The 11,202-nt window shown below is 69.0% G+C and carries 12 protein-coding genes and 1 pseudogene; 6 read left to right on the forward strand and 7 right to left on the reverse strand.

The features are described 5' to 3' along the window. Window positions 1-36: 36 nt before the first annotated feature. From ACQB60_RS40550 to ACQB60_RS40560, 3 genes are read left to right on the forward strand one after another with little or no spacing between them, the layout of a single operon-like run. Complete coding sequence (locus ACQB60_RS40550; protein ID WP_496931115.1) at window positions 37-747, forward strand: phosphatase PAP2 family protein; 711 nt, start codon at window positions 37-39, stop codon at window positions 745-747. Then, window positions 722-1,381 carry a response regulator transcription factor gene (locus ACQB60_RS40555; protein ID WP_496931116.1) on the forward strand — a complete coding sequence of 220 codons (660 nt, stop codon included), beginning with the start codon at window positions 722-724 and terminating at the stop codon, window positions 1,379-1,381. Before ACQB60_RS40550 ends, ACQB60_RS40555 begins: the two co-directional genes overlap by 26 nt. Beyond that, complete coding sequence (locus tag ACQB60_RS40560) at window positions 1,378-2,736, forward strand: sensor histidine kinase (RefSeq protein ID WP_496931117.1); 1,359 nt, start codon at window positions 1,378-1,380, stop codon at window positions 2,734-2,736. Before ACQB60_RS40555 ends, ACQB60_RS40560 begins: the two co-directional genes overlap by 4 nt. Here the strand turns inward: ACQB60_RS40560 and ACQB60_RS40565 are convergent. Then, the gene (locus ACQB60_RS40565) at window positions 2,717-3,490 is read right to left on the reverse strand and encodes a COG4705 family protein (protein ID WP_496931210.1); all 774 of its coding nucleotides are present in this window, start codon (window positions 3,488-3,490) and stop codon (window positions 2,717-2,719) included. The two genes, ACQB60_RS40560 and ACQB60_RS40565, sit on opposite strands and share 20 nt — an antisense overlap. A gap of 300 nt (window positions 3,491-3,790) precedes the next feature. After that, entirely contained in the window at window positions 3,791-4,627 is an 837-nt protein-coding gene (locus ACQB60_RS40570; protein ID WP_496931118.1) for a COG4705 family protein, read from the reverse strand. Between the two features lie 93 nt (window positions 4,628-4,720). On the opposite strand from ACQB60_RS40570, the gene ACQB60_RS40575 reads away from it, so the two are divergent. After that, entirely contained in the window at window positions 4,721-5,425 is a 705-nt protein-coding gene (locus ACQB60_RS40575) for a bile acid:sodium symporter family protein (protein ID WP_496931119.1), read from the forward strand. On the opposite strand, the pseudogene ACQB60_RS40580 reads toward ACQB60_RS40575, so the two are convergent. Then, a pseudogene (locus tag ACQB60_RS40580) lies at window positions 5,403-5,606 on the reverse strand (IS5/IS1182 family transposase); the annotation flags it as partial. The gene ACQB60_RS40575 and the pseudogene ACQB60_RS40580 overlap by 23 nt on opposite strands. Window positions 5,607-6,548: 942 nt before the next feature. Here ACQB60_RS40580 and ACQB60_RS40585 point away from each other — a divergent pair. Further along, window positions 6,549-6,884, forward strand: coding sequence for a hypothetical protein (locus ACQB60_RS40585; RefSeq protein ID WP_496931120.1), 336 nt, complete (start codon window positions 6,549-6,551; stop codon window positions 6,882-6,884). A 188-nt stretch (window positions 6,885-7,072) separates the two neighbouring features. Here ACQB60_RS40585 and ACQB60_RS40590 read toward each other — a convergent pair whose 3' ends face one another. The 3 genes from ACQB60_RS40590 to ACQB60_RS40600 form a co-directional block, all read right to left on the reverse strand. Then, the gene (locus tag ACQB60_RS40590; protein WP_496931121.1) at window positions 7,073-7,690 is read right to left on the reverse strand and encodes a restriction endonuclease; all 618 of its coding nucleotides are present in this window, start codon (window positions 7,688-7,690) and stop codon (window positions 7,073-7,075) included. A gap of 658 nt (window positions 7,691-8,348) precedes the next feature. Continuing rightward, window positions 8,349-8,603 carry a DUF6332 family protein gene (locus ACQB60_RS40595; RefSeq protein WP_496931122.1) on the reverse strand — a complete coding sequence of 85 codons (255 nt, stop codon included), beginning with the start codon at window positions 8,601-8,603 and terminating at the stop codon, window positions 8,349-8,351. Between the two features lie 67 nt (window positions 8,604-8,670). After that, window positions 8,671-8,970 carry a winged helix-turn-helix transcriptional regulator gene (locus ACQB60_RS40600; protein WP_496931211.1) on the reverse strand — a complete coding sequence of 100 codons (300 nt, stop codon included), beginning with the start codon at window positions 8,968-8,970 and terminating at the stop codon, window positions 8,671-8,673. A 148-nt stretch (window positions 8,971-9,118) separates the two neighbouring features. Here ACQB60_RS40600 and ACQB60_RS40605 point away from each other — a divergent pair, with 148 nt between their 5' ends. Then, a complete protein-coding gene (locus tag ACQB60_RS40605; protein ID WP_496931123.1) occupies window positions 9,119-9,490 on the forward strand; it encodes a DUF6087 family protein in 372 nt (123 codons plus the stop codon). 274 nt (window positions 9,491-9,764) lie between these two features. On the opposite strand, the gene ACQB60_RS40610 is transcribed toward ACQB60_RS40605, so the two are convergent. Next, a complete protein-coding gene (locus ACQB60_RS40610) occupies window positions 9,765-10,088 on the reverse strand; it encodes a hypothetical protein (protein WP_496931124.1) in 324 nt (107 codons plus the stop codon). Window positions 10,089-11,202 lie beyond the last annotated feature (1,114 nt).

Here is an 11,202-nt window from a genome sequence, read left to right on the forward strand (position 1 = left end):
TGGGAGCACGATGCTTCGGCCCCGGCACGCAGCGTCATGAACCGCCAGGACGTCGCGGACCTGGCCGGCAGCGTCGGCCTGGGTGCCTGGACCGCCTTCAGCCTCCTCACGATGATCGTGATCGGGCGCAACGGTGCCCCGCTGACCCCGGACGATCAGATGCTGGCCTGGTCCCTCCTGCACCGCCCGGATGAGCTGGTGGCCCTCGCCCGCGGCGTGACCGCCACCGGCACCGGCGTCATCCCCTATGCCCTGATCGTCCTGGCGGGCCTGATCACGGGGCGCACCGCGCAGCAACGGCTGGCCACCGCCGCGCTCGGGCTGCTCTGCCTCACCGCGGAACAGGCCCTGCGCTACGGCCTCGTGACCTTGATCCACCGTCCCCGCCCGCCGCACGCCGACTGGGCCGCGCACGCCTCGGGGTGGTCCTTTCCTTCCGGGCACACCACCACGGCCGCCCTCACCGCCTGCGTCCTCGTTCTCGCCATACGGTTGCGCGCGCCGCGCGGCCGAACGCTGTTGACGGTCGTGATCGCGGCCTGGGCAGTCGCGGTCGGGCTGACCCGCGCCGAACTCGCCGTGCACTGGTGCACCGATGTGCTCGGCGGCTGGCTGTTCGCCGTCGGCTGGGCCGGGCTGTGCCTGTGCGCCGCATCCTGGTGGCTGCCTGAGCAGTTCATCCCCCGTACGGCGAATGCGTCGATCAAGCCGGTGGAGGGCCATGCGCCACAAGATCCTGGTCGTTGAGGACGATCATGCGCTGCGCGACGTGCTGCTGCGCGGCCTGCGCGAGGAGGAATTCGATCCGCTGCCCGCCCCGGACGGCGCCACCGCGCTGCGCCTGGCCTCCCCCGATGTCGCCGCCGCCGTGCTCGATGTCGGGCTGCCCGACGCCGATGGCCGCGATGTGTGCCAGGCCCTGCGGGCAGGCGGACTCACCTTCCCCGTCATCTTCCTGACGGCACATCACCGGCTGACCGACCGGCTGTCCGGGTTCTCGGCGGGCGGCGACGACTATCTGCCCAAACCGTTCCACCTCGCCGAACTCGCCGCCCGGCTGCGCGCGGCGCTCAAACGCTCCGCGCCCGCGCACACCACCATGGGTGACGTGACACTGGACGCGGTCGGCCACCGCTGCACCGTCGGCGACAGCGAACTCCCCCTGACACCCACCGAGTTCCGGCTCCTGGCCGCACTGATGGCCGCCTCCGGAGACGTGGTGCGGCGCCGCGAGCTGATCAGAGCCGCCTGGCCGGAGGGGGCCCGGGTCAACGACAACACCCTCGACCAGTACCTGACCCGGCTGCGCCGCAAGCTGCGCCAGGCGGGCAGCTCCCGCACCATCGGCACGGCCCGCGGGATCGGCCATCGCCTGTCATGACTCCGCTGCCCCGCCTCGTACCCGGCACCCTGCGCGGACGGCTGTCCCTGGTGGCGCTCACCGGCGCCGCGCTCCTGATCGCGGTCCTCACCCTCGCCTTCAACGCGGTGGCCCGTCAGCACCTCCAGCGGCAGGCGGACGACGAGCTGCGCACCCGGGCCGCCGCCGTCGCCACCACTGTCGACACCAGCGGACCTGCCGTACACGTCCACGAAGGCGCGCACGACGACCTCCTGGACAGCAACGTCTGGATCTACGCCGGCCGCCGTCTGGTCGAGTCGCCCCCCAACGCCGCCCCTGACAGCCCGGTCAGCCGCGCCGCCCGCGTCCTGGCCACCGCCAGCGGGCATTCCTGCACCACCCTCGGCGGGCCACGACCGGTGCGCCTGTGCGCAGTCCCGCTCCCGGGCCCGGCAGGCGGTGCCACGATCGTCACCGCGCTCGACCTGGCCCCCTACCGAAGTTCGGCGGACACCCTGCTGTTCGGCTCGCTCGCGCTGGACGCCGTGATGCTCGCCTGCACCTACGTCCTGACCCGGCTCGCCGTCGACCGCGCGCTGCGCCCGGTCCGTGCCATGACCGACCAGGCCACCCAGTGGGGCGCCGTCGCCGCCGACGAACGGTTCGGCGCGCCACAGCTGCCCGCCGAACTCGCCCTCCTGGGCGCCTCGTTGGATGCCCTGCTCGACCGCATCCGCGCACTGCTGCGCCACGAGCGGCAGCTCACCGCGGAACTCTCCCACGAACTGCGCACCCCGCTCAGCCGCATCATCGCCGAACTGGACTGGTACCAGACCCGCCCCCGCACCCACGCCGACACCCGGGCCACCCACACGGTGATCTCACAGGCCGCCGCATCCATGCGCACCATCTGCGACACGCTCCTGCGCGACGCCAGCGACAGCATCCCCGCCACCCCCGGCACCACCCTGGCGCTGCCCACCCTGCGCCACGTCGCCACACAGCTGAACGCGCCCGGCCACCTGCGGCTCACCGTCACCACCCAGGACCCGCACCTCGAAGCCGGAGTCAGCGCCGCCCTGCTCGAACGCATCGTCAGCCCGCTGCTCGCCAACGCCGCGCGCTACGCCGCCACCGCCGTCACCCTCCACGCAGCCCGTGACGGCGCCGTCGTACGCATCGAAGTGACGGACGACGGCCCCGGAGTGCCGCCGCACTTCCTCAGCCACCTCTTCACGCCGGGCCGCCGTGCCACCCCGGACGACGGACACGACGGAGCGGGCCTCGGGCTGCCACTCGCACGGCGCCTGGCCCGCTCCGTCGGCGGAGAGGTGCGCCACGACCGGCCGCACCACCCCGGCGCACGGTTCGTGATCAGCCTGCCCGCTGCGTGATCTGCCCCAGCCGGGTCCGCTCGCGCCACTGCGCATAGCCCATCAGGCCCACCAGGACAGCCAGCAGCACCGCCGAGGAACCCGCCGTGCCCAACGCCAGGCCACCCTTGGCGACCGGCTTGGTCAACAGGTCACCAGCCGTGGCCCCCAAAGGACGCGTCAGGACGAACGCGATCCAGAAAAGCACCACGTTCGCCACCACGCGCACCCGCATCAAAGCAGCCAGGACAGCGAGCGCCCCGGTCACCAGGAGCGCGCCACCGGCGTAGCCGAGCCCGGAGCTGTCGGAGAGGAAATCCCCCATCGAGGTGCCCAGGGTGTTGGAGATGAGGATCGCCGACCAGAACAGCGCCTCCGCACGGAAAGTGACGATGTCACGGATGACGAAGGTCATCCCGGTGGCCTTCCACGCAGCGAAGATCAGGAGCAGAGCCGAGACGAGGATCGCGGCGCCGACCGGATAGCCGAGCCCCAGTCCCTGCGGCCCCCAGCCCAGCGACGTGGCGCCGGGCGCGAGATACCTGGCGCTGGCGTCACGATTCATGAAGTCCGACATCGTGGTGCCCGCCATGCTCGTCGAAAGGATGACGGTCCAGTAGAAGAACGGGTTGTAGCGCCGGGACGCGAGCTGAATGACCAGTGTCACCACGAAGACGACGAACAGCGCGACCGTGGTCAGGAAGTAGCCGAGCTTGAGAGTCTGGGCGAAGAGGTCACCCGCCGTCTCCCCCAGGGTCGTCGCGGCGATCTTCATGACCCAGAAGGCCAGGGTGACCTCCGGCAGCTTCCGCACCACCTGTCCCGCGACGGCCGCCGTACGCGCGTCGTGCGCCTGCGTCCGGCCTGCCGCTTGCAGAGCGGTCTCTGACTTCTCCAATGCCGCACACTCCCATACTCCATGCCTGTGCCCTGCGGCCGCCGACCAGGCGCGTCACGAGGCCCGGTCGGCGGATTCCCGCCTCTGACCTTGGCGAAGGCTTCCTGAACAGTTCCTGAACACCCGCCCGCCGCACGGCCGTCGGCTCAGCTGCCCGCCAAAGCCGCGGTGTTGAGGTCAGCTCGTATGGCGGGCGCGCCGCTCCTGCTCGGTGACGTCCCTGCGGGTCGTGGCCAGGTAGACGACCAGGGCCAGGATCACCACCAGGAACAGGGCACTGGTCCCGACCGTGCCCAGCCCCAGGCCGCCGTCCGCGGCAGGCTGGGAGAGGTAGTCGCCCATCGAGGCACCCAGCGGGCGGGTCAGGACGTAGGCGATCCAAAAGCTCCACACCGCGTTCAGACCGAGCGCGAAGTGCACCACCGCGACGGCGGCGATCGCCAGGGCGAACAGCACCGCGGAAAGCCAGTAGCCCACCGCCATCCGCTCGGCGACCAGGTCACCGGCGGCGGTGCCGAGCGCGAAGGTGAACAGCACCGTCAGCCAGTAGAAGCACTCCCGGCGCCCGGTGTCGATGCTGTGGATGGACAGGGTCCGCTCACATCGGTACCAGAGCGCGAAGACCACGGCCAGACACAGCGCGAACACCGCGGTGCTCGTCTCCAGCGGCACCCCCAGGTTGTCGGTGAGGTTGTCGCTGACCAGCGTGCCGACGATGCTGATCAACGCGACCGCCGTCCAGTAGACGCCCGCACGGTAGGCGGCCGTACCGAACTGGACGACGAGTACGACCGCCAGCAGCATGCTCATCAGCAGCGATACACCGGTCAGACCGAGCCCCAGCTTCTCGTTGAGCATGTCGGCGGCGGTCTCACCGACCGTGGTGCACAGCACCTTGATGATCCAGAAGTAGACGGTGACTTCGGGGACCTTGTTCCAGCGCAGTCGACGACCGGGCGCCGTGGCGGCTGTCGTGCTGGTGACGGATGAGGTCCCGGAGATTTCGGATGTCATGGGGACGGACGCTGCCACCGGGAACCTGAACGCATCCTGACTGCCGCCTGGCCCGGCCTGCGCACCGTACCCGTCGCACGCAGCATGAAGGTCATGAACTCCCGTTGCGACCGGGCCACCGGCCTGCCGCGCCACCACCTCGGGTGGGCCGTGTGCGCTGCCTACCTCACCGCGCTGCTCCTGCCCGGCCCCGGCACGTGGCTACGCCAACCGCATGCCCCCACGCTGGGTCCCGCCCTCGCCCCGCGCGTGCACACCACCGCCTCACTGCTGGCCCTGGTGCTCTTCTCGGCCGGACTCCAGGTACCGGTGCGCTCACTGGGGCGGCTGCTGCGCCGCCCTGGCATCCTGCTGGCCGGGACCGCGCTGCACCTGGCGGCCCCGCTGCTGATCATCCCGCCGGTCGTGTTCCTGCTGCGCCAGTCCCCGGACGCCGACGGCGGCAGCGGTCTGGTCACCGCGATGATCCTGATCGTCGCGATGCCGCTCGCGGCCGGTGCCACCGTCTGGACCGGCAAGGGCCAAGGCGACCTTGGTGGGACTGGTCCTGGCCTCCACCCTGCTGAGCCCCCTCACCATCCCCCTGACCGTGACGGCGCTGGCCCCGCTCCTCGGCGGCGGCTACGCCCACACCCTGGCCTCAGACTCGTCGCGCACAGCGAGAACGCAGGGCCAGCGGAGCGGGCCCAGTTGGGGGAGCCGGACCGCTACGCAAGGGCAGCCGACGCGGTGGTGAGGAAGTTGGCGACGTTCCAGGACGCACCTGAACAGCGGATCAGGGCCGCAGACAGAGCTTGATCGAGGTGAGGGTGACGGTGCCGCGGAAGACGTAGGCACGCTTGTCGAACCTCGTGGTCACGGCCCGGGAGTTGTTCAGGGCGTTGATCGTTCGCTCAACTTCGTTCCTGTACTTGTAGATCGTCTTGTCGAAGCCGGCGGGCCGACCACCCCTGTTCCCCCGTCTCCATCGGCACCCACGACTACAACGGCCCTGTCGGCGACGGCACCGACATCCTCGACCAACGCCAAGTCCACGACCCGGGCGGCAACTACACCCCGCCAACCTGCCCGAACTGCACCACGCAGCTCGACGAAAGCGCACACATCACGCTCGTCCAGCACTGGCTTGACCAAACGGAACCGTTTGCGACCTGCAAAAACTGCGCTACTTCCGCCTTACTGGGCGACTGGACCGGCCAGTGGGCCATCCACGTCGCCAGCGTCGCGGTGCACTTCAACAACTGGCCGACGCTCGGCGATGCCGTCCTCCACGGGCTCTCCGATCACCTGGGCCCGCGATGTCGCCTGATCCAAAAGCGAATCTGAGGCGTCTGAAGCCTGGGCACCGCGCCGGCGGCGTGCTCGACTACGCCACACCCCGCACCCTGAGCCCGGAGTACACCTGGCCGCGCTCATGCTCACCCTGCCGGCCGCACGCGCCGGAACCGGCAACATCACCGGCCAGGACATGACCGGCTGACTCCAAGACGACGCCGAGCACGTACTCGTCGCCGACGGCTGGCTGATCCTGCCCGCCACCACCGCCGAGGTGATGGCCTCCCAGCCCGTGCACCACCACCCGACCACACGTGGCGAACCCACCTCCCCCTTGCGACCATCCCGTCAGGTTCACACGACACTGACAAACAGCCCCTCGTCTCAATGCCACGGAATACCACGGAATGCACACCCACGCGAAGAGACCACGAACCTGCAGCGGCACCGCGCGCCAACGCGGACCGCCCCGCGAAGGGGCCAACCACCGTCGGCTCCTTCACACATCCGCTGCCCACATCGAGCTCGACGGGGAGGACAGCCATGGCCGGGAGACGACCGCTGCAGCCGAGGACATGACGCGCACGGTCTGCAGCACCACGCTCACCATGGCCATCACTCAAGCCCAGACCGTATATTCCAGCGCATGAGCCAACAGCCGCCTGTACACAACGAGTTCAACGGAACCATCGAGGGCAACCTCGTGCAGGCGGGCAACCTCGGCAGCAGCCACGCGCCGCCCGAACCGGACAACCCACCCGGAGCCCAAGCCGATGAAGCGCAGGCGGCAGGCCCGCTGTCCGTACGCAACATCGCGAACGGACACTTCACAGGAGACGTCATACAGGCTGACACCATCCACAACCTGAACCTCTCCAGCTCCCCGGGACACGCCCAACCGGCCACCGGAGAACCGCAAGACACGACCGATGAGTCCCGCATCCGCCGCTACCTCCGCAGGACCCGCCGCAATCGCAGCTAGGATCCGGCGCCCGACGCTCACTCACCCGCGCCCTCCAGACAGTCTCGTCCCGCTACGAGCTGGAGATGGCCGTGAAGCAGGCCATCCGGCACCCGGGGCCGCGGGCTGCGACCGGTGCCTGACCGACGTGCCAGGGCACCTGGACGCCTGGGCGCCACCCGCGATCCGCGCGGCCGGCATCGTCCCCTTCAGACGGGCGGGCGCCGCGTGCCGCCCCCGCTTCCATTCAGCGGGATCAGCGTCTCCAGATGCGCACCCTTGACCCAGGAGCCCAGCAGGTCGCGGTGCAGGGCCACGATGTCCTGGCGTACCACCAGGCCGAGCGCGGCCTTCGTGAACGTGCGGCACGTGGTGACGAACAGGGCGACGTCCGCGCCGTGCTCGGGGCGGGCGGTGCCGACGAACCTCTGCATGTCCTGTGAGGACACGCTGCGCTCGGGCGCGTACTTCTTGACCTGGACCACGAGCTTGCGGCCGTCGGCAAGGTAACCGACGACGTCGGCGCCCAGGTCGCCGCTCCTGCCGCTGACGACGACGTCTCGACAGCCGTCCCGGCGGCACAGGCCGGCGACATAGCGCTCGAAGTCCTGCCAGGTCAGCGCGTCGACCTCGGCCATCGACAGCTCCCGCGCCTTCGCCTCCTCCTGCGCCCGCCATTGCCGGTCCTTGTCGACCGCGGACCGGTGCGCACGCAGGAGGCCCCAGCCGATCCCACCCACCACCACGGCGGCGAGCACCGCCGCCATCACGGGCCACACCGTCGCCCAGTTCCCGGCCACCCACACCGCGGCGAGAGCCGCTGCCACGATGCCCCACCCCTGCACCTGTCGGCGGGTCCGCTTCCGCAGCCGCCGTCGCCGTCGCGCCGCCATCAGTCCCCCACTCTCCCGTGCCCGTCAACCGCAGTGTGAAAGTGCTACCCGGCCCCGGCAAGAAGGTCTGCCCCGCACCTGGGACCACCGCACGCATCAGGCGTCGAGAAACTCCTTGGCAGCCTTGATGCGCTCGCTGTTGAAGGAGCTGTACCACGCCCTTGCGGGCACTTATGAGCGCGATGGTCAGGGTCACAGTTGAAGTGAACAGCGCGGCAGCGAGGGGAACCCACGGGGTCATGACGACAGCATTGTTGGGCCGAACCGACCCCCGGTCCACTGAAGGACATCTTGAGGAAACGGACATCAGCTACAGGGCGGGCAGTCCGCCTTCGAGGGCAGCGACGACGAGCAGTCCAGCGCAGCCGTGAGTACGTGATCACTCGCTACTGCGGTCTCCGAGATCGCCTCCAAGGCCGCTGCCCCGGCGATAGGTCGATACCGACCTCGACAGTGATGCTCGACGGGTAACCGTGACGGGGGATGCCCGTAACCACTCGATGTCTCCTCCTACCGAGCCAACGAGCATCCTCCAACTCCCCTACTCGACCCGCCCCGCCTGGGGCAGAGGAGACTCGCGGTGGCCGAGGCATCAGCGCCCCTGCCGCCGCCGCGCATCGAACTGAGACAGCACCCGCACCACACGCCACACTGCCGCAGCCAAACCCAGCACAGCCCCCGCCAGGAACAGGCCCTTGCGCACCGGCCCGGAAACACCAACGATCCATGCTGGGATCAGGAACACGGCGAAAACCGCCCCGCCAACCACCACAGCCGTCACCAGGGCGAACATGATCTCCACCGTCATCGCGTCCTTCTCCCAACGCGACTCACGCCCCATATCCATGCCGCAAGTCTCACACGACCCCCAGAGCCCCAGGCTCGCACCAGCGCGGACCATCCGAGGCGGGGCGTCAGTCCGCGGAGTTTCTCTCCGGCGTCCCGTCGTTCACGGTGTCCGGATGTGCGACGCGGCCGGCGGACTGGTCGTCGGTGTGGTCCGCCCCTTGCGACTCGATCGTGGCCGCCCAGCGTTCCGCCCAGTGGGCGAGGGGGTTCGAGGCGTGGCGTGCCTCGTGTCCCAGCGGGGTGAGTTCGTAGCGCCTGTCGGGTAGTTGGTGGATCACCTGGGCGTCCAGGAGTTCGGTCAGGCGCTGGCGCATCACGCTGGAGGACATGTCGTCGCACCGCTTCTGCAAGGGGCGGAATCCCAGCGGACCCCCTCGGACTGGTCAGCCTAGACTTGGGTGTGGGCGAGACGGTAGGAGTCGGTACCGCCTCCAACCGCAGAAGGGTGTGGCTCTTCCTTAGAGAGTTGCCAATCCGTAGTTATCCACCGGAGTGCTGCGCGATGCTGACGAGATGGAAGACGAGTCCTTTGAGGTGTGGGCACGGCGGCGCGAGATGGCACGGCAGCGTAAGAAGGGGCGGCTGCGCCTCAGCGCGCTGACTTCAGGGCCGGAGCGAGGCTCGCATGTGGACCCACAGGCCCCGCGGGTGATCTCGCGATGGGATGGATACGGGTGGGAACCAGTCGCCGTCGCTCAAGACTGGGCGGCGGCCGCGGAGATGCAGCGACCGCTCGGTGATGCGGACGAGCGTGCTGGCCGGACGGACTCAACTCGCGCCGGTGGCTCGCGCGCAGCCCAGACGCGCGAGAGAAGCGGACTGACGACCACTGAGCGAAAGCGGGGAAGAGTACGCGAACTACTCGATGAAGCAAGCTGGAGATAGCTCTTCGGCCGGGGCTTGTTGAGCAGGCATGACGTCTGGGTGGACTGTGGTGACGGGCTCGTGTCTCCTACTGTTGCGGCAGGACTTTGGGGGCTGCGATGGGCTCGTTGAGTGAAGAGCTGGAGCATCGAGAGGAGACCGGCTCACCTTGAACGCCACCCTGATCGAGACCGGCACCGAGTCCTATCGCCTTGCCCGCACCAAGGCCAAGAACACCGGACTCCGCTGACCACCGTCGTCCAGGGACAGCGCACGCCGTGTCCCACTGCGGTGGCTAGATCCAGTTCGCCCACCCGAAGGTGAAGAGGTATGCCCGCCGCAGCGCGTCCTCTCCCCGCACGCCTCGCAGGAACATGACCAGCAGTGTCGCGAAGAACAGCACGGCAAACGCTCCGCCGATGCCGGCACTGACCGCGGGTCCTGCCGCAAAGCCCGCGGTCACGCTCACCACGATCACAATCACCAGACCGAAGTTCGCGGCAGGCAGGTCAGCACGAAACACCTCTCTCAGTGCCCCACGGGCCGCCTTCATGTCGGAGTCATACCGCTCTCGTGCTGCCACCGGATCGGCTGCTGGACCCTCGGGCCACTGCTGCACCAATTCATCCCCTCTGCGTGATCAAGCCGTACTCTCCGCCGGCCCCAAATCACGCCGCCCTACGGGGCTGCACTACTACGCCCCAGCTTCACTGATTATCCACAAAGTGGGGCCATCTCAACTTGCTCCAGCGGGGCCACTAATGAACGCCCTGGCAGCGCGCCGAACCCCACCTCGAGGAACTCCGCGCACCGTTCACCCAGCACGCCGCCGGCCGCTGGAGCTGGATGGACACCTTCGACAACTTCGCAGCCCTGCTGCGCGACTGGGGCCAGGTGACACAGGAGGCCGAACGGCGCGGCTGGGGACTGATCGGACTGCCGTACTGACCCCCGGCCCGGCAGCGTGCCACCGGTATCGATGTCATCCGGTGGCGCGACATACCGGGCACCCGTGGTCAGCAGGACTCTGGTCACAGCGAGGGCAGGACGTCAGTTCCCTGAACCTGGAGTCCCCGAGTCGGCCCGTGAGGATGTGCAGGAGCTCCTCGCGGGTGGGGGCGGGCAGGTGCGGCAACCACCCTCGCCCTGCTCGAGATCGGTCAGTCGCACCCGCTGGACCCGACGGCACCACAGACACCGGATCGTCCACGCCCCCGCACGGGCCCCACGGTAGCTCTCGGCGGGCACCACCCGTACACGGCCAGCAGCGCCTCGGGGCTCTCCCTCACGCTCGGGTAGAGACCCAGCCCGCTGAAGCCGCGCACCTGAGCAACAGCAGCACGATGCGAACGAACCTCTTACGAAGAAGAGAGGGTTGAGGACCTCTTTGCCTGCCCGAGTACAACCTCGCGCGGACTTTCCCTGCGTTTGACCGTGTTCTCTACGCGCGTCAGCGCGCGTGACGCACGTCACTGCTGTTGCTCTAAGCGACGAACAGCCGAGGGCCAATACGGGACAGAACTAACCGTTCCGGTCGAATCGCCAAGGCGACATCGAAGGTGCGTCACTTTTAGGTTCCCCCTACATGGGGTGGGCTCTGCGCGGCAGGTCTAGACCGGTTGCCCGTGAAGAGACTGAGTAGCTACTGTCCCCCCGTCTTCACCGAGCCTGCAGATTCAGTCGCGGCGACGGGGGTGAAGGCATTCCACCAACACCACTGTTCCTGGGGGGAC

The sequence above is a fragment of the Streptomyces odontotermitis genome, assembly GCF_050510915.1.
Taxonomy (GTDB): Bacteria; Actinomycetota; Actinomycetes; order Streptomycetales; family Streptomycetaceae; genus Streptomyces.

Excerpts from the sequence above, each read along its gene's own strand:
- ACQB60_RS40550 (WP_496931115.1), top strand. The coding sequence starts at position 37 with ATGAACCGCCAGGACGTCGCGGACCTGGCCGGCAGCGTCGGCCTGGGT.
- ACQB60_RS40555 (WP_496931116.1), top strand. The coding sequence starts at position 722 with ATGCGCCACAAGATCCTGGTCGTTGAGGACGATCATGCGCTGCGCGAC.
- ACQB60_RS40560 (WP_496931117.1), top strand. The coding sequence starts at position 1,378 with ATGACTCCGCTGCCCCGCCTCGTACCCGGCACCCTGCGCGGACGGCTG.
- ACQB60_RS40565 (WP_496931210.1), bottom strand. The coding sequence starts at position 3,490 with ATGAAGATCGCCGCGACGACCCTGGGGGAGACGGCGGGTGACCTCTTC.
- ACQB60_RS40570 (WP_496931118.1), bottom strand. The coding sequence starts at position 4,627 with ATGACATCCGAAATCTCCGGGACCTCATCCGTCACCAGCACGACAGCC.
- ACQB60_RS40575 (WP_496931119.1), top strand. The coding sequence starts at position 4,721 with ATGAACTCCCGTTGCGACCGGGCCACCGGCCTGCCGCGCCACCACCTC.
- ACQB60_RS40585 (WP_496931120.1), top strand. The coding sequence starts at position 6,549 with ATGAGCCAACAGCCGCCTGTACACAACGAGTTCAACGGAACCATCGAG.
- ACQB60_RS40595 (WP_496931122.1), bottom strand. The coding sequence starts at position 8,603 with ATGGATATGGGGCGTGAGTCGCGTTGGGAGAAGGACGCGATGACGGTG.
- ACQB60_RS40605 (WP_496931123.1), top strand. The coding sequence starts at position 9,119 with ATGGAAGACGAGTCCTTTGAGGTGTGGGCACGGCGGCGCGAGATGGCA.